General features: G+C 42.9%; 19 protein-coding genes and 1 pseudogene. 12 read left to right on the forward strand and 8 right to left on the reverse strand.

Annotation, left to right across the window (positions count from 1 at the left end; genetic code table 11):
* Window positions 1-136: 136 nt before the first annotated feature.
* From BLR65_RS06105 to BLR65_RS06135, 7 genes are all read left to right on the forward strand, one after another.
* Entirely contained in the window at window positions 137-811 is a 675-nt protein-coding gene (locus BLR65_RS06105) for a TorD/DmsD family molecular chaperone (RefSeq protein ID WP_169716987.1), read from the forward strand.
* Window positions 786-1,757 (forward strand): 4Fe-4S binding protein, encoded by a 972-nt coding sequence (locus BLR65_RS06110; RefSeq protein WP_093793306.1) that lies wholly within the window; start codon window positions 786-788, stop codon window positions 1,755-1,757. The genes BLR65_RS06105 and BLR65_RS06110 overlap by 26 nt, the downstream gene beginning before the upstream one ends.
* Window positions 1,758-2,011: 254 nt before the next feature.
* Window positions 2,012-4,366 carry a DMSO/selenate family reductase complex A subunit gene (locus BLR65_RS06115; protein ID WP_093793307.1) on the forward strand — a complete coding sequence of 785 codons (2,355 nt, stop codon included), beginning with the start codon at window positions 2,012-2,014 and terminating at the stop codon, window positions 4,364-4,366.
* 17 nt (window positions 4,367-4,383) lie between these two features.
* On the forward strand, window positions 4,384-4,965 hold the full coding sequence (locus tag BLR65_RS06120; protein WP_093793308.1) for a DMSO/selenate family reductase complex B subunit: 582 nt from the start codon (window positions 4,384-4,386) through the stop codon (window positions 4,963-4,965).
* A gap of 21 nt (window positions 4,966-4,986) precedes the next feature.
* Window positions 4,987-5,811, forward strand: a complete 825-nt coding sequence (locus tag BLR65_RS06125; RefSeq protein WP_093793309.1) for a dimethyl sulfoxide reductase anchor subunit family protein — start codon at window positions 4,987-4,989, stop codon at window positions 5,809-5,811.
* Window positions 5,812-5,820: 9 nt separating this feature from the next.
* The gene (locus BLR65_RS06130) at window positions 5,821-7,827 is read left to right on the forward strand and encodes a molybdopterin-dependent oxidoreductase (RefSeq protein ID WP_093793310.1); all 2,007 of its coding nucleotides are present in this window, start codon (window positions 5,821-5,823) and stop codon (window positions 7,825-7,827) included.
* Between the two features lie 9 nt (window positions 7,828-7,836).
* The gene (locus tag BLR65_RS06135) at window positions 7,837-9,618 is read left to right on the forward strand and encodes a helix-turn-helix domain-containing protein (protein WP_093793311.1); all 1,782 of its coding nucleotides are present in this window, start codon (window positions 7,837-7,839) and stop codon (window positions 9,616-9,618) included.
* Window positions 9,619-9,997: 379 nt separating this feature from the next.
* Here the strand turns inward: BLR65_RS06135 and BLR65_RS06140 are convergent, their stop codons facing one another.
* The 4 genes from BLR65_RS06140 to BLR65_RS06155 form a co-directional block, all read right to left on the reverse strand.
* Window positions 9,998-11,368: a porin gene (locus BLR65_RS06140; protein WP_093793312.1), complete on the reverse strand. Its 1,371-nt coding sequence runs from the start codon at window positions 11,366-11,368 to the stop codon at window positions 9,998-10,000.
* Window positions 11,369-11,606: 238 nt separating this feature from the next.
* Window positions 11,607-12,524, reverse strand: a complete 918-nt coding sequence (locus BLR65_RS06145; RefSeq protein ID WP_093793313.1) for a helix-turn-helix transcriptional regulator — start codon at window positions 12,522-12,524, stop codon at window positions 11,607-11,609.
* A 343-nt stretch (window positions 12,525-12,867) separates the two neighbouring features.
* Window positions 12,868-13,644 carry an alpha/beta hydrolase gene (locus BLR65_RS06150; RefSeq protein WP_093793314.1) on the reverse strand — a complete coding sequence of 259 codons (777 nt, stop codon included), beginning with the start codon at window positions 13,642-13,644 and terminating at the stop codon, window positions 12,868-12,870.
* A gap of 478 nt (window positions 13,645-14,122) precedes the next feature.
* A complete protein-coding gene (locus tag BLR65_RS06155) occupies window positions 14,123-14,449 on the reverse strand; it encodes a cyanase (RefSeq protein ID WP_093793315.1) in 327 nt (108 codons plus the stop codon).
* A gap of 116 nt (window positions 14,450-14,565) precedes the next feature.
* On the opposite strand from BLR65_RS06155, the gene BLR65_RS06160 reads away from it, so the two are divergent.
* Entirely contained in the window at window positions 14,566-14,919 is a 354-nt protein-coding gene (locus BLR65_RS06160; RefSeq protein WP_093793316.1) for a hypothetical protein, read from the forward strand.
* A 137-nt stretch (window positions 14,920-15,056) separates the two neighbouring features.
* Here the strand turns inward: BLR65_RS06160 and BLR65_RS06165 are convergent, their stop codons facing one another.
* The 3 genes from BLR65_RS06165 to BLR65_RS06180 form a co-directional block, all read right to left on the reverse strand.
* Entirely contained in the window at window positions 15,057-16,634 is a 1,578-nt protein-coding gene (locus BLR65_RS06165; RefSeq protein WP_093793317.1) for a DHA2 family efflux MFS transporter permease subunit, read from the reverse strand.
* A gap of 23 nt (window positions 16,635-16,657) precedes the next feature.
* The gene (locus BLR65_RS06170; protein ID WP_093793318.1) at window positions 16,658-17,722 is read right to left on the reverse strand and encodes an HlyD family secretion protein; all 1,065 of its coding nucleotides are present in this window, start codon (window positions 17,720-17,722) and stop codon (window positions 16,658-16,660) included.
* Window positions 17,723-17,972: 250 nt separating this feature from the next.
* Window positions 17,973-18,638, reverse strand: coding sequence for a MarR family transcriptional regulator (locus tag BLR65_RS06180; protein WP_245692497.1), 666 nt, complete (start codon window positions 18,636-18,638; stop codon window positions 17,973-17,975).
* A 126-nt stretch (window positions 18,639-18,764) separates the two neighbouring features.
* Here BLR65_RS06180 and BLR65_RS06185 point away from each other — a divergent pair, with 126 nt between their 5' ends.
* The 4 genes and pseudogenes from BLR65_RS06185 (at window position 18,765) to BLR65_RS06195 (ending at window position 21,390) form a co-directional block, all read left to right on the forward strand.
* Window positions 18,765-19,241 carry a MarR family winged helix-turn-helix transcriptional regulator gene (locus BLR65_RS06185; RefSeq protein ID WP_093793330.1) on the forward strand — a complete coding sequence of 159 codons (477 nt, stop codon included), beginning with the start codon at window positions 18,765-18,767 and terminating at the stop codon, window positions 19,239-19,241.
* 624 nt (window positions 19,242-19,865) lie between these two features.
* Window positions 19,866-20,375: a hypothetical protein gene (locus BLR65_RS06190; protein ID WP_093793320.1), complete on the forward strand. Its 510-nt coding sequence runs from the start codon at window positions 19,866-19,868 to the stop codon at window positions 20,373-20,375.
* A gap of 328 nt (window positions 20,376-20,703) precedes the next feature.
* Window positions 20,704-20,829: a hypothetical protein gene (locus BLR65_RS31340; RefSeq protein ID WP_281241494.1), complete on the forward strand. Its 126-nt coding sequence runs from the start codon at window positions 20,704-20,706 to the stop codon at window positions 20,827-20,829.
* 15 nt (window positions 20,830-20,844) lie between these two features.
* Window positions 20,845-21,390: pseudogene (locus BLR65_RS06195) on the forward strand (ClbS/DfsB family four-helix bundle protein).
* A gap of 143 nt (window positions 21,391-21,533) precedes the next feature.
* Here BLR65_RS06195 and BLR65_RS06200 read toward each other — a convergent pair.
* Entirely contained in the window at window positions 21,534-22,706 is a 1,173-nt protein-coding gene (locus tag BLR65_RS06200; RefSeq protein WP_093793321.1) for a class I SAM-dependent methyltransferase, read from the reverse strand.
* Window positions 22,707-23,202 lie beyond the last annotated feature (496 nt).

Here is a 23,202-nt window from a genome sequence, read left to right on the forward strand (position 1 = left end):
TTGATTTCTGATAATCTCTATTCCCCAATTAGTAATTTCTCTAAATTAGATGAATTTTTTTGGATTTTCTTCCAAAGGTAAAAATAATAAATTTAGCGAAATAGCAAGAACATGCCTAAAAATGGGGGAAATTCTCATGGATAAAAATAAGCTGGAAGAACGGTTTTTAATCTATAATTTGTTGGGGAAAATTTACAAACAGGGGATAGTAGCCGAAACATTAAACTTTTTAGCCGATAAGGAAGCTATGGAAGAATTGGCGCAACTTGTTGACCACGCACAATGGCGGCAGGGAATCCTGGCTCTTCAGCATGAAGTTAGCAGCAACATGCAAAACCACGAGTATGTACGTGATTTAAACAGTGAATATATGACATTGTTTATTGGCCCTGATCATTTAGCAGCGCCACCCTGGGAGTCGGTTTATTTGACAAGAGAACATCTTTTATTTGGTGAACCAACATTCAAGGTGAAGGAATTTTACCGTACTTTTGGTATTGCCTGCAGTACAGGTGAGAATGAGCCTGATGATCATATTGGCTTAGAGCTGTTCTTTATGGCTAAGCTTATTGAACAAACGATCCTGAAGTTGACAAATCACCAATCTGTCGTACAGGAAGTAACAGGGCAAAAAACATTCCTGACTGAACATATTATGCAATGGGTGCCCGCGTTTTGTAATGATTTGCAAAAAAACGCCAGTGGCAAATTCTTTTACCAATTGGCCAATATTACACTAGGATGGCTGGAAGCCGATTTGGTCTATTTAGAAGGAGTTTTACAAAATGGGTACTTTTTGCATCAATCATAATCGTTGTGTCAGCCACTACAAAAATATGCAGTGTCATACCTGTCAACAAAATTGTCCTCAACAGGCCATTGCCAACCGTCATATTGACTTGAGCAAATGCAATGAATGCGGTCTTTGTTTGGCTGTTTGTCCTGTTCATGCTATTGAGACTACTGTTTCCTATCAACAGGAATTAGTGGCTGTTTGTGCAAAGGAAATCGTTGTATTAAACTGTCAAATGCAGGATAAAAGGAGTGGTTTTCCCTGTTTGGGGTTTTTAGATACCCGGATTCTCTGGGCAATAGCGCAAGAACATCGGGTAGTCCTGAATTTACATCACTGTAAAGACTGTAACCTGGCAGTAAGTCAACAACTCCACCATATTGTTCGAGTGTGCAATGACGTTTTGCGGCAAGAAGGTAAAAGATTGGTAAGCGGCGGCAGCGATAACGAATGTGATACAGTTCCAGAGCAGACGGCAAAAATAAGCCGCAGAGATTTTTTTAAGCAGTTTATGAAAGCGGCAGTGATTACCGCTGAAACAATCGTAAGTAGCAATGAAGACGTGGTGGTTGCCTATTGTCCTGAAGGATACATAAAACAACAATTGGATAAAATGGACACTACGCAGAATAATACATTGTTCTACACCTTAACAATAGGACAAGATTGCAACGCCTGCGGGTTATGTGCCAAAATTTGTCCGCAACAGGCGCTGCAGGCCAAGCTGCATCACAATCATTATGTGTTAAAATATGATGCGGCATTGTGTTATAATTGTGGCGTTTGCCAACAAAACTGCCCGAGGAAGGCGATCCAGATTGCGGAAGCTGATGGTGACCGAATTTCTGAGCATACGATACCCCTGCCGCTGTGTGAACAATGTAAGCAGCCGTTCCAACCAATAGGAGAAAATACAATATGCCTTGACTGCTATCAGCACCGGGATCAAATATTTTGGGCATAAGTGTAGCAGCCACCTTTGAACCGGCAAGGTCGTCAATTTTTTTCGCGCGGATCAATTCCCAGTGCAAAAGTTAACCTTCTAACCAATGGCAAAAACCGTCGTTCTGTTAACAGAACGACGGTTTTTGCTTGTAAGTAGCTACAAAAAAGACCCTCTCCTTTTTGTAATTTTGACTAAAGGTAAAGAATGCAAAATTATTGAACCTGTTATGTAAAAATAACTGCATAAATATATTTTTTTTAGGCGGTGTTAAGATGAAATTAAGTCGTCGCGCGTTTTTGAAATTGTCTATGGCCCTGGGGGCCACGGCAACCAGCTCAGGACTGCTTTTTCAACAAGCGAAAAACAGCTTGTTGTCTGAAGTCGAAGCAGCAGCGAATGAGGAGCAACTTGTCACAACTGCCGGCGGGCATAATTGTGGCGGACGGTGTTTAATAACCGCGCATGTTTCCGACGGAGCCGTAACCAGAATTACAACCGATCCTTTACCGGATTCTCCCGATGAACCGGCACTAAAAGCCTGTCTGCGCTGCCGGGCTTATCGCAACCGGATGTATCATCCCGATCGTTTAAAGTACCCGATGAAACGGGTTGGCAAGCGCGGGGAAGGCAAGTTTGAAAAAATCAGTTGGGAAGAAGCCGCAGATATCATCACGGATAATATCACAAGAATTAAAGAAAAGTATGGGCCGGAAGCCTTTTATGTGCCTTATGCTACCGGTCATGACGGAGCTTTAGCCGGAGCTGATTTTATGTGCCGGTTACTGGCTTTGAACGGCGGTTACCTAAACTACTATAACAATTATAGTAATTCCTGCCATACCTGGGGCCTTAAATCGATCTATGGAACCGAAATTACGGCCAACAGCCGTGAAGATTACGTTAATTCCAAGCTGATCATTCTTTGGGGCCACAATCCGGCTGAAACGATTTTTGGAACAAATACCATGTATTATTTGCGTCTGGCCAAAGACCGGGGAGCCAAAATCATTGTGATTGACCCGCGGTATAGCGACACTACCATCGCCTTTGCCGATCAATGGATACCGATAAGGCCGACAACAGATAATGCCCTGATGGACGCCATGGCATACGTAATGATTACCTCCAATCTCTACGATCAAGCCTTCTTAGACAAGTATTGTCTCGGTTTTGACGAAGCACACCTGCCGGCGGACGCGCCGCCCAACAGTTCCTACCGGTCGTATGTTTTGGGACTGGGAGAAGAGCATACTCCGAAAACACCGGAATGGGCGGAAGCAATTACCGGTATTCCGGCCTCTACGATTCTGCAATTGGCCAGAGAATATGCCATGACCAAGCCGGCGGCAATTCTGGCCGGCTATGGACCGCAAAGACATGCTTATGGGGAACTCATTTCGCGCGGTATGGCCGTACTGGCGGCGATGACCGGCAATATTGGCAAAAGCGGCGGATCGGCGGGAGCCATGGGCTGGCCGGGATATGGCCGCAGACCAAAATTCGGCGGTGTGGGAACCGATAATCCGGTAAAGGCCTCCATCCCCACCTTTCTCTGGACGGATGCGGTACTGCGTGGCACTGAAATGACCAAGGCCGACGGTCTGCAAGGCGCTGACCGCTTAACAACCAACATAAAGATGATCGTTAACATCGCCGGCAATGCGCTGGTCAATCAGCACAGCAATATTAACCGTACAGCCGAAATCTTGCGGGATGAAAGCAAAGTGGAGTGCATTGTTGTCAGTGAGAACTTTATGACTGCCAGTGCGAAATTTGCGGATATTTTGCTTCCCTGCAGCATGCCGTTGGAACGTAATGACGTTATCAATACCTGGGCCTTTGGCGACTACACCATTTACATGCACAAGGCGGTTGCCAGCCTCTATGGTTCAAGATCCGATTATGAATGGATCACGATGGTGGCCGAGCGGCTTGGCCTGAAGAAGGAATTCACTGAGGGCAAGAGTGAGGAAGACTGGGTTCGGCATGTTGTGGATCAAATTCAGAAGAAAAATCCCGGGTTCCCAAATTATGAGGAATTTAAAGCAAAAGGTATCTACCGCTTTACCTATCCCGAAAAATTTATTGCGTTTAAAGAGCAGATCGAGGATTTCGACGGCCATAAGTTTCCGACGCCGTCCGGCAAGATTGAAATTTTTTCGCCTGTTCTCTATGCGATGAATAACCCCAAAGAAATACCGGCTATTCCGCAATACGTTCCTGCCTGGGAAGGCCCGGAAGATCCGCTGACCGAAAAATACCCGCTGCAGTGTATCGGCCATCATTATCGGCGCAGAGTACATTCAACATTTGATAATGTTCCCTGGATGGAAGAAGTGGCTAAACAGGAAGTATGGCTTAATACGAAGGATGCCGCTAAAAGAGGCATTAAGAACGGCGATAAGGTTAAAGTGTTTAATGACCGCGGGACAATGGTTATTCCTGCCCGTGTTACTTCCTGCATTATGCCCGGCGTTATTTCGGTGCCGCAAGGGGCCTGGTATACACCAGACGCCAATGGAATCGATCAGCGAGGTTGTATTAACGTGCTTACCAATCATCGAGCCACTCCTTTGGCGCACGCAAATCCACAACATACCAATTTGGTCGAAATGGTTAAAGCATAACGTAAGGGGGAGTTTATATGGGAAAGCAAATGGGCTTTTATTTTCAACAAGATCGTTGTGTAGGCTGTTTTACCTGTCAAATTGCCTGTAAAGATAAAAATAATTTGGAAGTTGGCCAGAATTTCCGGAAGGTAAAAAAATTTGAGGGGGGCGGTTTTGTCAAGGATGGCAATGGTTACGCCAATAATATTTATGCATTTTGGACATCGTTGGCCTGCAATCATTGTAAAGATCCCAAATGCGTGAAAGGCTGCCCTACCGGCGCTATGACCAAAAGAGAAGAAGACGGTATTGTTTATGTCGATCAAAGTAAATGCATTGGCTGTAGTTATTGTGAGATGAACTGCCCGTATCATGCCCCGCAGTTCAACAAAAAACTCGGTAAAATGGGAAAATGCGATTTGTGCAAGGATTTATTAGCCAAGGGAGAAAAGCCGATTTGCGTGGATGCTTGTCCAATGCGGGCACTTGACTACGGCGACATCGAAGACTTAAAGAAAAAGTATCAGGGAACAGCTGATGTAAAAGGATTACCGGATTCCAGGATTACGCAGCCTAGTCTAGTCATCCACCCTCACAGAAATGCCGGTAAGAACTAATTTGCAAAGGAGAGGAAGAGCGTGGGAAATGAGTTGCCATTAGTAGTATTTACCGTTCTGTCACAGCTTGCTGTTGGAATTTTAATCATGTCCCAGATTGTCGGAGAAAGAATTGCCAGGAATAAAAAACGTCTGTATGCCTGGGCTCTCGGTATTACAGCCGTCAGTATGCTTGTTGCCATGAGCCACTTAGGGGATCCGATTGGCGCCTATCGTGCCCTTGCCAATGCTGGAAGCTCCTGGCTTAGCCGGGAAAACATATTCTTAGGTGCTTTTTTACTTTGTGTTGTTGTTATGGTGCTGAAAGTTCGGCGGGATGAAACCGCTGCCATTGGTAAATTAGGTTGGATTGGTGCGATTCTGGGGTTATGCGCCGTTATCAGTACGGGAAATGTCTATTACTATTCCTCCATTCCGGCCTGGACGAGTCTTTATACCTATATCGCATTTTTTAGTGCGATGCTGATCTTGGGCAATAGCTTTTTGGTAATGCTGTTGGATTTTACCAAGGATCAGGTACTGCGGCCGGTTAAAATTATCGTGTTTAGCAATGGCTTGCTGTTTGTAATCCAATTAGCATATTTCGTTCCCTATCTGGGGTATCTGAATGCAGTTTCCAGTCTCAGCGCCGGTTTTATTACGGATCGCATGGGCCCATGGCTGTTGGGGCAAAGCTTGTTGCTGCTGGGAATAATGGGAACGGGTTACGCCGCTTATACCGCCAAAAAACTTCAGAATGTGCCTAAAAACATAAATGTATGGTTTGCTTCCGGGTTTGTTTTGGCGATTATCGGCATTACAATCGGGCGTTATTTATTTTATGCCGGCGGAATGCCTATGTGGTAAAATATAAATATGAAACAAAATCGACATGTATGTCCTTTTAATTGCTACAGCAATTGCAGTATCATTTCTTATGTGCAGGATGGCAAAGTGCAGAGGATCAGCGGTGATCCTCTGCTTCACTATACCCGTGGCTATTTATGCCAAAAAGTCTTAAGTTATTTAGATGTTTTTTATCATCCGGACCGGATACTTTCTCCCCTGCAGCAAATACCCAGGGGTTCGGGGAATTGGCGGGTTATTTCCTGGGAAGAAGCGTTGGGGCACATCGCCGGCAATATTATAAAACTTACAGATGATTACGGGTCCTTTTTACCGCTGTGCATTATTAAAAACACCGGCAATCTTGGCCTCCTTCACGAAGCCTGGAATTGGTTTGCACGAAGCTTTGCAGGCGGTACCAGCAGAATTAGCGGAACCGTCTGCTGGAATGCCCTCGTGGACGCCTTTTATTATACAGTTGGCCCTTGTGCGCCACCGCCTCCTGAAAAAATGGCTGACTCGAAATTGATTTTTCTTTGGGGGGTAAACCCGGCCTGGACATCGATTCATCAGATGCATTATCTGGAACAGGCACGCCTGCACGGTGCTACAATTGTTGTCATTGATCCGGTTTTGACGGTTACTGCTGCCAAAGCGGACATCTATATTCAAATTTCACCGGGCACCGATGCGGAATTCGCACTGGCCATGGTTTACCATTTGATCCAAACGAGTCAGATTGACGTGGACTTTTTGCAGAATAAGGTAGAAGGCTGGCAAGAATTTTATGAATATGTAACGCGGCTTAACCCTCTGGAGCTAGCCGCGGAAACCGGAGTTCCCTATAAGCATATTCAGCGGTTAGCCGATAGGTATGCCGCCGTTCCTTCCGCCGCGCTTTGGCTCGGACTTGGCATGCAAAGGTATAAGAACGGCGGCAACAATGTCCGGGCAATTTTAGCATTAACGGCGCTAACCGGTCATATTCAGAATCAGCATTTATATAGCAGTAATACGTATTATGGCAACTTATTTTGCACAGAGTGGGACTGGATGTATTCGGCCGCCGCTATTCGCAAATTTCCGGCGTATCGCTTGGCGGATTCTTTACAGGAAGCGACTGTTCCCCCAATCCGGACGGCCATTATTGCAGCCTCCAACCCCTTGGTGCAGTTATCGGAGACAACCAAACTGGCGCAACGGCTGACAAAACTGGATTTAGTGGTTGTTGTCGGGCAATTTTTATCGGAAACGGCCAGGGTGGCAGATATCTTTTTGCCGACGACAACTTGGCTGGAACACTGGGATGTAGTGCCCGGTTACTGGCACAATTGGCTGGGAATCAGCGAGCCTGCGGTACAACCTAGAGGTCAATGCCTCGCCGATATTGAGATTGTAACCAGACTTTCCACTTACCTCAATGCGCTGTCCCCAGGAATTTGTTCCTTTCCGGTGAAAACGCAAGAGGAATGGTTGCAGGCAGTGTTTACACCGGACGTGTTACATTCTTTACAGATAAAAGATTATCGTGAACTTTTGCTGGGCCCTAAGGAATATAAGGGGTTGCCACAATATATTACCAACAATAAATTTCAAACCCCATCCGGAAAATTTGTGATTTCTACGGCAAATTTACCAGTCCCGCAAGCAGCCCGCAATAGTACAGCCAAGGCTTTTCCTTACCGGTTATTGACACCCCACGTAACGTCCCTGCTAAATTCCCAATTTAGCAATATGGCGGAAGGCGAGCGGGCCTGTATAATTGTAAATCAGCAAATTGCCCGGGAAAAGGGCCTTCAGTCGGGAAAGAACGTCCTTTTATTCAATAAGCTGGGCGAAATAAAAATTAAGGCTTTTATCAGCAATGCAGTGGCCCCGGGGGTTGTTTATTATTATGCGGGAGAAGGTACGGAAGAAGGAATTAATAAGCTCATTCCATCCGAACCGACTGATTTGGGAGATTGTCAATGTAATGACAAGGGGCTGGCCTTAAACGATACATTTGTAGATGTAGCAGCTCTCGTTAATTTTAAATAAGAGTGGATAATGATGGATAAAGTATTTGTATTTAATCCCAACCTGTGTATTGGTTGCAAGAACTGTGAAGCTGCTTGCAAGGACAGGCACAACTTACCTTTTCCCCTGCGCAAGGTCAAAAAGATGCTGAATCAAGAGGGCGTGCTGCAATATCTTTCTATGGGGTGCAACCATTGTGAAAACCCTGAATGTATGCGGGTTTGTCCCAACCGTGCTTATGTTAAAGGTGAATTTGGCGCAGTACTGCATATTGCCAGTCGCTGTAAAGCCTGCAATCTTTGTGTTAAGGCGTGCCCCTTTAAAGGACCACGCTATAATTTAGATTTGGGGCGGGTAGTTAAGTGTGATTTTTGCATTAATTTGCTGGAGCAGGGCAAGCAGCCCGTGTGTGCGATGAATTGCCCCACACGGGCTTTGCTGGTTGTCGATGCCACTGAAGAGCATATCCGTAATGCGCATACAATAAAAAACGCAGTGACAAAACCGCGGTACTATTCTGTAGCAATGACCAAAGGTATTCGAATATTTGGTAAGAGCAGGCAAAAGCATGGTGGTGTTGTAATGAATGAACAACCTGATTTTAAAGAGCTGGAGCATAAGTTTTTCCTATTAGCGGCAACCGGAAAAAGTCTAACGGCCATTGTTGATTTCTTATATGAAGTAAATCAATGTGATGTGTTAGTTTGCGATTATAATTATCGGGTACTGGCTAAAAAGGGAAATCAGGCAGTAACAAGTGTGACCGATGAGTTTTTGCCACCTGATTTTCTCCATAAATCTTCCCTGATAAATGGTTTTTACCAAGGAAGCTTACGCTGCGGCGATAGCGATAAGCAATTTATACTGCAAGTGATAGACGGAAAGCCGATTTATGGGTATGTTTTATTGTTTACAAACGATTTGGAAGATAGTTTTATTCAACATTCGATTACTATTGCTTGCCTTGCTTTGCGTATCGAACTGTCGCGCCTAAGACTGGAACAGCAAACAGAAGAAACCTATCGTAACGAGTTCTTGGAAGATATTTTATATAATAATATTAGTAACCAAGAGATTATGGTACAAAGAGGCTATACCTGGGGCTTAGATTTTGGGCGACCGTATATGTTAATGGTTGTTACAACTGTTTTTTCCGAGGTGGGCCAGACGGATATTTTTATTGACAGCCGTTGGCACTCACTTATGCAGTATTGGATTAAAAAACGCTGGCCGCGAATAATCTGCCAGGAACGAAAAAATCAAATTATCCTATTTATTCCCAAGGAAAAAGAAAAAGACCATACAGTTCGGTTCTGCTTAGTTTCTATTTTTGATTTTCTCCAGAAAAAAACAAAGGAGTTCCTGAATATTTCGTTAATCGGCGGCATTGGCTGTTTTTATTCGACTAATTCCCAGTTGCATCGAACTTATCAAGAAGCTAAGACAACAATAGAAATTGGCTTATTACTTAGAAAATATGGGCAGCTTCTTTTCTATGATGATCTTGGGATAATAAGCTTATTGATCCATCAAGGCGATCAGGAGCTTACTAATTATTTTACTAATACGTTAGGACTGCTGGCAGTAAACGACCAGGAACATCAAACTGATTTATTGTTAACGTTATATACCTACTTTTATTATTCTGGAGACATAAATAGAGCAGCAAAAGCTTTGTTTATTCACGTAAATACCTTGCGTTACCGGTTGAAAAAAATAGAGGAGATATTAGGAAAAAGCTTAGCTGATTATGATGTGATAGTGAATTTGTATATAGCACTACAACTAGGAATTATGCTGAAGCGCATGTAAAACTTATAGGGAGCATATACATTCTGGACTAATGGTATTTAGCGCAACTCAGACAGGTAACAGGACCTGTCTGAGTGCATTTTCCATTTTCAACCCATTTCTAAAGAAATTCTAAAAATAAGGTTCTATAATTACCAATATAGACAATTGATAGAAGGCAATTAGCCCTCTATTGAATATAGATTTTTCTTTACAATAACCCTACCCATATAAAAGTACCCAGCATTGCTATTATGCTGGGTACTTTTATATGGACCTGTTTCCTGACATTGAAAAATCATTCGGCGCGACCGAATTCGGATCAGTCCGGTGATTAAAATTACTGTTTACCGTTTAGGGTGCGTCGTGTCTGGAAGCTGATGAGGATAGATGGTTCATATTAGAAGAAAAACTCAACTTGTCCGAAAACTTTATTGGTATCTTTGTCAAGGCTGATATTTTTTCCGTTAAAATACAGGAGAGTCCCTAAAATATTTCTGCCGAAAGTGTACGTTGCACCAACTTCGTACCCTTTCTGGCCGGCACTGGCGCCATCAAAGGTAGGCGCCAGCACCGCCGTGTTTCCTAGATAGCGATAGGCGGCATAAGCTCCCCAGCTGTTTTTGACCGCCGGGTCGGCTCCTTTGTAACTTAACTGAATATTATATGCTTTACTCTGATCTCCCAGATTATTGCTGCTGATACCCTCGGAATTTTTGGCATAAAGGCCGGATAAATTGGCATCACCAAAATTATAAGAAGCGCCAACGCTGGCAATAGCATATTTATTTGCGCCATATGCCCCATCATGACCGGCAACGGCTACCCGTCCGTTTTTTAAGGCGGCATCTTTAAAAATCGAGTAGCCGGCGGAAAATCCCCATTTGTCATTCGGCGTATAATCAAACTGAACGGCGGTATAGTCGCCGGTTTCAACCTGCTCCAGCGGACTGTAAAGGTTCGGATAGGCTTCCGCATAGTGAATGTGTCCGTTGGCATCAATGTCATATTGATCCACCATACTGTCTGCATCGGGACTGAAGCGTCCGGCTGTCAGTGTGGTTTTAAACACTTTGCTGCCAAAGTTTATTTCCGCGCCGCTTACCCGCTCGTCCATAATGACTCCCTGAGAACTAAAGACAGGCAGCTTGCCCAGCTTGACATTAAGAGCTCCGTCGCCATAGTTGCCTTCTACATAAATACGGTCGACATCAGGGTCGCTGTCATTGCTGTCAGTTTTTAAATCCACTTCGTAATCAATACGGGCTTTGGCATCCCAGTGGTTATTGATAGTGACCACCGGTTCCAAACGGAACAGGGCGGTATTCGCCTTGGTATCATCAATATGCTCTGTTGCTTCCGCGCCGTCGCTATGCACTTTGGTATAGCGGTAATACAGTTCTCCGCCCCATTTTACGTTATCAATTTTTTCTGCCAGACTATCGACACGAACTCCTAAATGATTTAGTTCATTGGCAAATTCAGCCGCTAATTTGTCTACCAGGGCATGGTCTGCAGCGGAAAGACGATCCTGGTTTACCATCGCTTTGGCTACAATCTGGGCCATTTCATAGCGGGTGAGAGCACGGTCACCGCGAAACGTACCGTCGCCATAGCCGCTAATTATACCGTCGGTTGCCAGTTTTGATACAGCCTCATATGCCCAACTGCTGCGTGGCACATCAATAAACGGGTTGGTTGCCGCCCATACCGTACTGCCGACACTTGCCAGCAAGGAACTTACCAGGGCGCCTGCTAAAAGTTTTTTCATTCTCAATTCCTCCCATTTTATCGGAACAGCTTGCTGTTTTGCCGTCTTTTTACCAACAGTTATGCGGTTCCGTACTGTAATGTTATAAATGATAATGATAATCTTTATCATCTTATGAGTAATTTTAGGACATAAAAAAATCTTTCTCTACCCCAAAAGGGAGTTCTATAACCCGATAAGGAATTTTTGTAAAAAAAAAAAGAACCAATGAGAGAAACAAGTATTTTCTCAACGGTTTTTAACAAAGTTTGCTGGGGCTTACGCCAAATTTTTTCCGGAACATTTCGATGAAATGACTGATATTTGTATAGCCTACCAGGCTGGCCACTTCTTTTACTTTCATTGGCCTTTCTTCGAAAAGTTTCTTCGCTTCTTCCATACGCCGGTCGATTACGTAACGATAGATCGGTGTACCGTACAATTCTCTGAACCCTGCTTTTAGTTTATACTCGTTAATGTAGACTAATTTCGACAATTCGGCAATTGTCGGGGGCTCCTCGAAACATTCATCCAGCATTTTTTTGACTCGCTGCAACCCCCGGATATCTTTCTGTGAAAGCCGGATTTTTGCATCTTTTTTATCGTTTTTCAAAACTATTTCGTTAAAATACAACGAAATTAATTCCAGTGTTTTGCCTTCAATATATAAGTCTGCGGCCGCTCCAACAAAGGGGCAGTTTATAATGTGGCAAAGAAGTTCTTTAACGCGAGCTGTCATTTTGTATTTTTTGCAAACAAGCTGGCCTGTCAGCAAATTCCGGATCATGCTGTTTGCACGAAAACATTCAACAACCGGACCATACCGTTCCGGTTGCAGGATAACATCAATTCCCCGGTATCGTTGGCCGGCTTCATATCGTCCGATGTAGTGCATGTTTCCTAACGGGAAAATACAGCTTTCGTTTTCCGCTATGACGAACCGGGCCTCTTTGGTGCCTATGCCCCACTGAAACGGGAATTCTCCCAGATGAAACTTGAACTTTATGCTTTCTTTGTCAGTCACCGCATGCATGGTGATGCTTTTATGAAATGAAAAATCGTAGGTTACAATAGTGGTAAACCGGTCGACGGAGTTCTTTTTCAAATAGCCTGTCCCGTATGTTTTCGGAAGATGGTAGATAATCTGGCCGGAATTGTGATTGACGGTTCGGGTCATTTCCTGGCATATGACGCAGGCATCATTTTGCGGATTAATAATTTTATACGATGCGGAATAGGCTTCTTTCAGTTGGCATCACCCGATTCTGTTGTGTTCTGGTTTGTTGGCAGCCTCACAGGACCATGCTTTTAGAAGTGGATCATATGTATAGTAATTAAATATTGAGAACGATTCTCAATTAAATCATATGTTTCATTATATCGAAATTTGTTTTTATTGACAAGTAAAAAGCGGAATAAAATTCCGCCCAGAATGTAGACAAACAAATTTTCTAGTAATCCATTATACAAATTGAATATATATGCAAGAAAAGCACGGCAAACGCTGTGCTTTTCTCAACCTATAGGGTGAATTTACTGTTCAAAAACTTCATACTCAACTGATAAAAACTATTTTGATTTGTAAGCATGGCAGGGTGTCCGCCAGTATCAAATAAATGAATTTTACCATGTCCAATTTTTGAAATCAGTTCTCCATAGGCTTTTTCAAAATAATTGGGGGCTAGGGTACATACAAATTCGTCTTGTAAACTTCCTGTCAAAAGAATAGCTGGTTTAAAAGATTGTAGGTCTTTATGGAAAAATCTACCGATTTCCTTTTGGTGTCTGATAACGGCTCTTGTATCATTATCGACAACTTTTTCCCAATCAGAACCATGCATATAGGAATAAAACATTCTTGCATTTTCATTATGCTTAGAGTTTTCTCTATCTGCCTCAACATTCTCTGTAAATACTTTTATTGGTTTTTCTCCCTCAAAACTATCAGCAATCACTTTATTGATAAGTTCAGGTACTTCCAACGCAACATTCATAGCAACTAAAGCACCACCGCTACTGCCGATAATATTTACCTTTGTATATTGCTTTTCTCTTAAAAAAGCGATTACCTGTTCAGCTTCATTAAACCATAAGTCGGCAGGAAATTCATTAAGCCTGTCTGATTTTCCATGCCCTAAAAAATCAATCAAGATTACTTTGAAATCCTTCCCGTACCTTTCTGCAATTTCAGCAAACATATTTGAGGAAGCAGTATTCCCATGAAGTAGTAGCAATGGTGTCCCAGTACCAAATTCAGTATAATATACTCTTTTGTTATTAAAATTAAAATAGCTCACTGTTTAGCCCTCCTAAATTACATTTTGTTGTTTATTAGCAAGGCTTTCTATCCTTGCATATTTAGAAAATCTTCATGCTTCCACCTCGCTATCAAATTCCATTTTTACTAATATGAGTTAATTATAACAAATAATCATTTAAAATATGGCACTGAATATTTATACTTTAATATTCAATGCCATAACATAAAGTTTGACTTTGTCTACAGTCTGAGCGGAATAAAATTCCGCCATCCTTTTTGATTATTAGGGTCGGCTATGGTACTAAGCGGTGTCTATTACATGGACTGCCGGAGCTAATATGCATTCACCGCTAAAGATAGCTTCTGCCTGTTGGTTACAATGAACCCGGCAATGAAGACAGTATGCCCCCCGGTACAAGCCGGGGGGCATACTGTCTTGCTGATTTTTTTGAAAGGGCTGATCAAGCGTTGTATAAAGTCGAAAATGGAACAGTAATTCAGCGCGTCGACCTCTTTTACCAGGGATACTTGCCTTTACAGCTATAAGGCAGGAATTTGCCGTTAAATGTTATGACAACGCGGTCACCTTTAGGATCTTCGACTCGGTCGACGTCAACAGAGAAATCAATGGCACTCATAATGCCGTTGCCATCGCCAAATTTCTCATGGATGATTGCTTTAATTGCCGGACCATATGTATCAAAAACTTCATGCAGGCGATAGAGAATAGGATCAACATTTCCTTTATAGGGATGTTCTTCCAGAACTTGCACTTCCTTTGAGGACAAACCCAGAATACTGGCGAGTTTTTCCGTATATTGAGCGGGAACATATATAGGCATTCTGGGGAAAATATTCCGGTTGTCTTCAATAAATTTGAGTAGCCTTTTTAGATTCTGTCATAGTTTTGTCATATATCCATTTTATACTTGAGTTAGTAAATATAGGAGGAATGACTATGCGCGGCTTGGTAAAGAAGACAATTATATATTCAATGATAGGTATCATGCAATCCGGCTTATTTGCAGTTGTGGCAGAAGCATCGCCATTCAATGCCGGTGGGCAGCAAGTAGTACAGCTTGACCGGCATGACCGGTATCATGATCGTGAGGAACGCCGGCGGGAGCATGATAGGCGGATGCGCTGGGAGCGCGAGCGGCATGAAAGAGAAATGAGACGCAGACATCACGAGAGCGAACGGGCATGGCGTGAGCGGCAAGCGCGGGAAAGAGACCGGCATGACCGGGAACTGCGTACAATAGCGGCCCTTTTGATTGGTATTGCAATTGGCTCAAGTTCATCAGATAATTAATGATAAAGCTGCACCTTGGCTGTGCAGCTTTACTTATTTTCCGCCAATCGTCAGCTGGACTATTGTATACATCTGCTGATTGGAGATTTTGCATAATTACCCGCTGAGGACAGTATTGGCTGGTTCGGTATAATTTCCTAAGTGTCTGACACATTTTTTACGTGTTTAAGAATTTGTTTTTTAGCCACCGGTGCCGGTTTTAACAGGCAAGATAGCAATAAACACAATACGGCAAAGATGCCTAAGACCCAGAAAGCGTCATCAAAAGAAAAAATCGTGGTTTGTTTTTGGACGAACCCGTTAATCAGCATTAATGTTTGCTGGTGGGCTAAAACTTCCGTACAGCCCTGCTGCATAAATAAGTGCTTTCCGTAGGTTATGAGATCCTGGGTTGATTTTGAGGCGATATTGATATGAGAGGCAATATGATCCAGGTGATAAATTTGGCGGTTTTGCAGAACTGTCGACAATACGGCCAGGCCAAACGAGCCGCTGACCTGGCGTACGGTATTATTAATTGCCGAAGCCTGACTGATTTTTTCCCGGGGAACCCGGCTCATGCTGAGAACGGTAACCGTAATAATCGAGGAGCCGACAAAGACGCCGCGAAAGATCTGGATAGAAAGGACGTAGCCGGGACTGGTGTCAAGGTCAAGAAACATCAGGGGGAATGTTCCGCCCAGAGCAAATATGGAAGCGATCATGACAACCGGTTTTGTCCCGATTTTATCAGCAATCTTGGCAGCCACCGGCATGAGTGCTCCGCTTACGAGACCGGCAGGCAATAACAGCAGGCCTGTCTCGTAGGCGGTATAGCCCAGGATGTTTTGAAAAAAGAGGGGAATTAAAAATAAACTGCCTAATAAAATCGTGTAATTAATAAAACTAAATAAATTGCCCAGGGTAAAATTCCAGTCGCGAAACAGGGATAAGTCCAGCAGGGGATCATTCCGGTTCAGTTCGATCAGCACAAAGAGCGTTAAGGAGGCCAAAGCCATATATAAAAGACTGATGATGTAGAATGAATCCCAGCCTTTATCTACGCCTTTGCTTAATGCCAGCAGCAGGCAAAACAGCCCGGCTGCACAGAAACTAAAACCTGCAAAATCAAATTTGACATCAGGCCGGATCGGGCTTTCTTTGAGGGTTAAATGGGCCAGCAAATATCCAAGCAGGCCGATGGGAACGTTGAGCGTAAAGATATAGTGCCAGCTCCATTCGTCAATCAGGTATCCCCCCAGCGTCGGGCCGATTGCCGGGGCAACGGCCACGCAAATCCCCCATATTCCCATGGCCAGATTCCGTTCCGCAGGAGCAAACTCCTGCAGGACAATGGACATGCTGATGGGAAGAATTAAGCCGCCGCCAAGGGCCTGAATTACCCGAAACACTATCATACTGTTATTGTTCCAGGCCAGACTGCAGAGCAGAGACCCCACAGTGAAAACAAATAAGCTCAGTAAGTACATCCGGCGGGTGCCAAACGAATTGCATAAGTAGCCGCTGGTCGGCTGAAGAACACCCATTGTCAGCATGTAAGCGGTCAAAATCCACTGCGCGTCTTCGGTGCCGACTGCAAAAGCCGCCATCATTTTAGGTACGGCAACATTAATAATGCTGGTATCCAGGGTGCTCATAAAACCGCCGATCAAGGTAACACCGAGAGCCACCCACTTGTAGATTTCTTTTTTGATAGTCAGTCGCGGTATGATCATCAGATAGTTCCTCCTCTGTCCGGTTATTGCAGATGAATATCAATCAAGGCCTGCATACCGGGGCGAAAGACAATACCGCTGTTTTCCGGCAGGGTGATCTTTATCGGAATACGCTGGGTCACTTTGGTAAAATTACCGGAGGTATTTTCGGTAGGGACCAGGGCAAAAGTCGAATTGGTGGCAATGCCGATTTCATAGACTTCGCCGGTAAAGGTACGGCCTGGATACCCGTCGATTGTATAGTCTACCGTTTGATTCAGTTTGATTTTGCCGATTTTGGTTTCTTCGATCCGGGCATTCAGCCACAGGTCTTTGCTGTCGACAACTGAAAATAATGTCTGCCCGACCGTAACCACTTCCCCGGAATTAACATCTTTTAAAGCGATAATCCCATCGACAGGCGATAAAATATCGGTATATTCGTTATTTAAACTGGCTGCTTCCAGGGCGGCCTCGGCCTGCTGTACCTGAGCGGCGGCAGCGCGGATCTCTTCTTCACGGGAACCGGCCTCAACCAAATCCAATTTTTGACCGGCACTGTTGGTAGATTTGCAGGCGGCTTTCCAGCTTTCCTTGGCCATTAAGTAAGCAGTCTCCGCATTATCCCTTTGCGTGGTGCTGATGGCACCGTCCTCGTACAGCTTACTCATCCGCTGATAGGTTTTTTCAGCATTCCGTAAATTGGCCAAAGCCTGGTCGGCGGCGGCCTGTGCCTGCTCAGCCCCGGCTCGTGCCTGACCGATTTCCTGCGGACGGGAACCGGCTGCTATGGCGTCATATTTCGCTTTGGCAGTGGCCAGGGCCGCTTCCGCCTGTTTTTTTTGTACAGCAGCATCCCGAACATCAATTCTGGCCAGTATTTGGCCGGTTTGAACCGTATCGCCTTCTTTCACAAGCACTTCGGCGATGCGTCCGGAAATTTTGGGACCGATACTGACGATGGTTCCACTGACTCTGGCATCATCGGTACTTACCAGTTTTGTGGATTGATACCACCACCAGCCACCGCCGGCAAGGCCGGCAAGCAGAAAGAAAATTCCTGCGGCAATTGTAATTTTATGTTTATTGAGCTGGTATCTGTCCGACATGATGATCACTCCTCCTTATTTATTGCAAGTCTCTGTCTGTTCAGTCGGTTCAAAGACCAACATCCATAGACAAAGACTGGGCGAGACGAATGTTCTGCTTAGTATGATGTATAAAGTTTACCAGGTAAACATTAAGAGAAAGATAAATGGTACGATAGTGAATGGTGAAGGTATTATATATTTTTAAAAATAGCAAAGAAAGTTAGAATATTACATATGGTTTACTAGGTAAACATGTTGACAAGATTAATTACCCTTTTTTTATTTTATCGATATATTGTTCAATATCAGTCATAATGCTGTTTAGAAAAAGAAGTTGGGATTTATCCAGAAAGTCAAGTTTTTGGATAATGCCGCTGTCGAATTCTTGATGCCATTCTATATGACGTTGAAAAGCAATACACCCTTTAGCGGTGAGTTTAAACAGGACGATTTTTTTATTGCCGTTTGTTTGATAGCGGCAAACCAGGTCTTTAGCCATGAGTTTACGGATAATTTTCGGAACGGCTCCTTTGGTAATGCCCAGCCTGTCTGCGATTTCAGTCACATTAATTCCGGGATTCCTGCCGATGACATCCAGCATATGGATTTCAGAGGCATATAGAACATCTTCGGTTCCGAAAAGACGCGGTTCAGTCATAAGCGATGATGCTTTATTAATAATGCGCGTCATGATTTCAATAATACTTTCACTTTGGCTGTTCATTTTACGACTTCCCTTTTCATTGCTAAAATCTAGCATTTGTTCTTTACAAATATAATGTATACCAGGTAAACTATAAATGCAAGTATTATTTTTAAATTTATAACAACATGTACTGTTACGTTGATACAGCCGTCGTATATCAACCCGAAGAATTTCAACAGTTACCGCCGCATGAATGTGCAAGGGCGGAATGAATTGTTTTGCCTCCACTTTGGCGACCTAACGCATATCATCGGCTGCAGTGGAATACAGAGTGGGATAAATGAATAGCGTGGGGAGAAGAAGCATTAGTAAATAAATATTGACAGAAGAGTATAGGTGCTATATACTTTTGCTATGATGAATACACATGATTTACAGGCATTAAAAATTAGTTATTCACTTTTAAAAGTAGTATATAAGTTTTTTGAAATTGATCAAAAAACTCGTTATTACGGAACCGATGTGCCATTGTATCCCTCGGAAATGCATATGATTAATAAGATCAAGCAAAACGAAGGGATTCACGTAACCGGTTTGGCCAATATTCTCAAAGTAACTAAGGGAGCTGTCTCGCAAATTATAATCAAACTGGAGAAGAAGGGTTTAATTAGTAAAGAAAAGGATATTAATAATCAGTCAAAACTGGTGCTAAAATTAACGCCCAAGGGTGAAACGGCCTATAACAGTCATATCAAATTTCATAAACAGATTGACGATATGGTAAATGAAATCATTAGGAATGACTCTGAGGAAAATATTAAGTATCTAAAAGGTGTTTTGGCTACCCTGGAAACAAAACTGGAACGTTTTAAACAGGAAGCTGATAAATAATATTTTTTTACACAAAGAGTATAGTATCTATACGCTTCGGAAAGACATCTGATGATATGTCAAGATAATATTAAAAAAATTTCGAAACACTTTCTCTAAAAAAGGGTATAGCAAACACACCTATTTCGAATTGATTATAACGCACGACGTATTTTCCCGGCACATGGCAAGGCGTTTTTGGTTGAGAAATTGATGGAAAATATCGGGAAAAATTCATTTGCTTTGTTCAGCTATCGCTGATTTGATGAATAAACAGTGTGCCTAACCTTTATAGGCACGCTATACGAACAGTCCTTACAGACAAATATTTCTGTAAGGACTGTTCGTCTTTGCATGGTCATGGCCAAGGTATTCAGGAAGACTTTTAAACGCAAAAGGAGGATAGTTAGCAGCAATACCCCATTAAATGAGGTAATTTTTATATCCGGAATGCAACTTTTACAGGGAATTAAGAGGATATAATTTTCCAATCTGGAATAAATAAGTGTGGCATACTAACTTGGTATAAATTGGAATATGGAACTAGCGAAACCAGCTTTCTTATGGAGATAGTTCGACAAGTTTACAAAAAGCCAAGAAATTTATTACTATAATTACATTAATTTAAGGGGAAGGAGAACGATTATGCGAGCAGCAATTCTTTTATCTTTACTATTATGTTTTTTAATAAGTGGTTGTGGAGAAAACACAAAGCCACCCGAAAATAAGCCGGCTCAAAATTCTCAGCAGGCGGCAGCCGTTCAGGAGAACCAGCAACAATTAAAGCCGTTTGAAATCATCTATACTGTAACGACTAAGCGGTTTGATAAGGGAACTAATCTTTATGTATTAGTTCAACCTGATGATTACAACACGGATAACGCCCAAGAAGATTTACAAGCAATTATCGATAAACTGGTGAAGGAAAAAGGGAGTAAAACATCAGTAGATTTCTTTGATAGTAAGCAGGCTCTAGAAATTTATTATCAGAAATGGGTCAAAGGAAAACGCAATCCTTCTCAGGATGAGGACAAGATTTTAGCTGAACATTATGTAGCTGGGTTCAGCGGAGATTTATCAGCGGGAATGTACAAAAATACACTAACGTATTTTCCACGTAAAAGTGCAAATGCTACTGAGTATAATCCCAAGTAACCAGCTGGTTTATTAAAATAAAAGCCTCGATATGAGTCAGAATATCGAGGCTTTGCTAATGTACTACTGATCATTATTTAGGTTCAATTAGTTTTGCCTACAGCAGATATAGGACATCTTAGTGCCGGATGGTGTCGCTATGAGTTATCTGATGTTACCCAGTACTTCATTGTCACATGGTTTCCGAACTTTATGGCAAAATATATGGAAATAGCTGACAATTTCCCGGGAAATTTGCGCCTTGCTATGAATTGTCAGTGGTTTTTAATTTCCTGTATGCAAATGTTGCCGCGCTTTACTAAATGAAAATAGCAGGGGTGATGTAAAAATGAGCTTTGCAGGGATTGCCCGGGAAAAGTCGTTTGCCAAAGGACGATATAAGAATGTAAAGCAGTATGCGGTTTTGCGGGCGGACAGAGAGAAGCGGTATACTTTTGCGGCTGACGTAGAATGAAATGAGGTGCTAAAATTGCAAGAATACGAGAGTAAGGAAGCGCTGCTTGCTGCCATTCAAAAGACATACCACCTATTTGACAAAGAGTTTGATGCGGTTCCTGATAATAAAATACATGTCCGTCTCGAAGAAGTGGATAAAACCCCACAGGAGATGCTTGCCTATCAGCTTGGTTAGTTAAAGCTTGTTAGGGGATGGGAAAAGGATGAATTGGCCGGCAGAAAAGTCGTTACTCCTTCTCCTGACTACAAGTGGAATCAGTTGGGAGCGCTTTACCAACAGTTTTACGCAGAATACCGCGGATACTCGTTAACAGAATTACGAACTCTGTTTAGAGGCGCTATGGGAGAGTGGTGTAACTGGATTGAGCAATTGAGTGATGAGGAACTCTTTACACCGAATGTACGTAAGTGGACAGTAACAGATGCAAATTGGCCGTTGTGGAAATGGGTGCATATCAATTCGGTAGCACCGTTTAAGAGTTTTCGTGCTAAGCTTAGAAAGTGGAAAAAGCACGTTTGTACGTGTCGTCTCAATTTAAAGCGGGGAGCCGGTGGGTAAATATTACTCATGAATAAATGAATATAAAAAACGGAGAAACCCTCATGCTAAGTAATTTCTTAGACATGAGGGTTTTCTATTGTAAAAACAAAAGCCATAACTAGGCTGGACTGCAGAACATTGGGAAATTCGCCAAGATTTATTTATTCCGCGTATACATGATCAAAGGTAAGGGCAATATGGTTATTTAAGTTTTTAGTAAATAATAATTGGTAGATATCAAGACCGGATACCCGGAAAGCGGCGGCACAACCGCGTAAATACAGACTCCACATCCGGATGAAGCGTTCATCATATTTCTCCCTGATTTTAGCCAGATTTTCTTTGAAATTCTCATACCAACGCTCCAATGTCAAGGCGTAATGCAGCCGCAGGCTTTCGGCATGAAGCAAGTGGAGATCCTGTTTAGGTGAGAGCCAGATCGTTTCGCGCAAGGAAGGAACATAGCCGCCGGGAAAAATGTATTTTCCCATCCAGGAATTTGTCGTTGTTTCAAACATTCCCGTTATTGTATGTAACAGAAACATGCCGCCCGGTGCCATAAGTTCCGTAACTTTGTGTAAATACTTCGCTAAGTTGTCTTGGCCTACATGTTCAAACATGCCTACACTGACGACTTTGTCAAAATGCATTTTCGCAGGGGCGAAATCCTGATAGCTGGTTAATTGAACACTTGTTGAATCCTGCAGCCCCAGTTTTTCAATTTGTTGCTTTGTATAATTATATTGTTCTGTGCTTAGCGTAATACCGGTTACGTTCACCTGGTACTGCTGGGCGGCACGCAGAATAAGTCCGCCCCAGCCGCTGCCAATGTCGAGAAGCGTTTCACCCGGCCGCAGGTTCAATTTTCTTAGTATATGATCAATCTTTTGTAGCTGCGCCTGCTTCAGTGAATCTTGCGGCGTCTTGAAATATCCGCACGAATAGCTCATGGTATCATCCAGCCAAAGTGAAAAAAAATCATTGCCTAAGTCATAGTGATGCTCAATATTTTTTTGCTCTGTGCGGGGAGTGACGCCGCTCTCTGTGGTGGCAGCCGTCTCTTCTACCGGCGGCAGAAAGGTGTTGAGGGACATGCAGCGAATTAATTCATCTATTGAACCTTCAATATCGATCGTTCCGTCCATATAGGCTTCGCCTAACATGAGGATAATGTCGTTGGACGAAGTGTCTATTTTGGGCTCTTTGTTAAAAATTATTGTAAAAGACGGGGGATCATTTCCGTAGTCTTTTTGTTCACCATCCCAAAAGACGACAGAGAATCCTCCCTTTTGCCACTGTTGAAGTAATAATTTTAAAGCAGCTTTTTTAAACATGGATTTCGCCTCTTTAATCTTTAATCAAATTTATTCAGCCGTCTGAATGTATATTGATTTGTTTGTATCGCTATTTTAAAATTGGTTATAAATTACTACATATTAAATTATAAAGGTAATGATTGATAAATAAAAATACATATTATAACATGATAGTATAACTATTCGTATATGTAGGCTCTCGGAAACTTAGTACCATATAGTAGGATTTTGAGGGTATTGAGTAGCAAAATCAGAAGTAAATTAGCAAAAACAAGGGATGAGGAAAGGATACGTAAAAAGAGAGCATAGCAAGCAGACCTAGCCAAATCCTAAAAAAACTAGGCCCAAGGTGTAGAAGTGTAGAGTTAAACGCTTAAGAACTAAGAAATTGCAGGAAAGACTTCCGCCGACCACTCCAAAATGAGGGGACGCATATTGATGGCAAGGTGTTTTATCCAGGCATCCATATGTGAACACATGGCAGTGGAATAAGCCCGGAAATACCAATTGCATG

Origin of the sequence: Sporomusa acidovorans, assembly GCF_900101845.1 — a bacterium.
Classification (GTDB): domain Bacteria; phylum Bacillota; class Negativicutes; order Sporomusales; family Sporomusaceae; genus Sporomusa; species Sporomusa acidovorans.

Excerpts from the sequence above, each read along its gene's own strand:
- BLR65_RS06135 (WP_093793311.1), top strand. The coding sequence starts at position 7,837 with ATGATGGATAAAGTATTTGTATTTAATCCCAACCTGTGTATTGGTTGC.
- BLR65_RS06110 (WP_093793306.1), top strand. The coding sequence starts at position 786 with ATGGGTACTTTTTGCATCAATCATAATCGTTGTGTCAGCCACTACAAA.
- BLR65_RS06170 (WP_093793318.1), bottom strand. The coding sequence starts at position 17,722 with ATGTCGGACAGATACCAGCTCAATAAACATAAAATTACAATTGCCGCA.
- BLR65_RS31340 (WP_281241494.1), top strand. The coding sequence starts at position 20,704 with ATGAGCTTTGCAGGGATTGCCCGGGAAAAGTCGTTTGCCAAAGGACGA.
- BLR65_RS06120 (WP_093793308.1), top strand. The coding sequence starts at position 4,384 with ATGGGAAAGCAAATGGGCTTTTATTTTCAACAAGATCGTTGTGTAGGC.
- BLR65_RS06155 (WP_093793315.1), bottom strand. The coding sequence starts at position 14,449 with ATGCCTATATATGTTCCCGCTCAATATACGGAAAAACTCGCCAGTATT.
- BLR65_RS06145 (WP_093793313.1), bottom strand. The coding sequence starts at position 12,524 with ATGACCCGAACCGTCAATCACAATTCCGGCCAGATTATCTACCATCTT.
- BLR65_RS06165 (WP_093793317.1), bottom strand. The coding sequence starts at position 16,634 with ATGATCATACCGCGACTGACTATCAAAAAAGAAATCTACAAGTGGGTG.
- BLR65_RS06130 (WP_093793310.1), top strand. The coding sequence starts at position 5,821 with ATGAAACAAAATCGACATGTATGTCCTTTTAATTGCTACAGCAATTGC.
- BLR65_RS06160 (WP_093793316.1), top strand. The coding sequence starts at position 14,566 with ATGCGCGGCTTGGTAAAGAAGACAATTATATATTCAATGATAGGTATC.
- BLR65_RS06140 (WP_093793312.1), bottom strand. The coding sequence starts at position 11,368 with ATGAAAAAACTTTTAGCAGGCGCCCTGGTAAGTTCCTTGCTGGCAAGT.
- BLR65_RS06200 (WP_093793321.1), bottom strand. The coding sequence starts at position 22,706 with ATGTTTAAAAAAGCTGCTTTAAAATTATTACTTCAACAGTGGCAAAAG.
- BLR65_RS06190 (WP_093793320.1), top strand. The coding sequence starts at position 19,866 with ATGCGAGCAGCAATTCTTTTATCTTTACTATTATGTTTTTTAATAAGT.
- BLR65_RS06105 (WP_169716987.1), top strand. The coding sequence starts at position 137 with ATGGATAAAAATAAGCTGGAAGAACGGTTTTTAATCTATAATTTGTTG.
- BLR65_RS06115 (WP_093793307.1), top strand. The coding sequence starts at position 2,012 with ATGAAATTAAGTCGTCGCGCGTTTTTGAAATTGTCTATGGCCCTGGGG.
- BLR65_RS06185 (WP_093793330.1), top strand. The coding sequence starts at position 18,765 with ATGATGAATACACATGATTTACAGGCATTAAAAATTAGTTATTCACTT.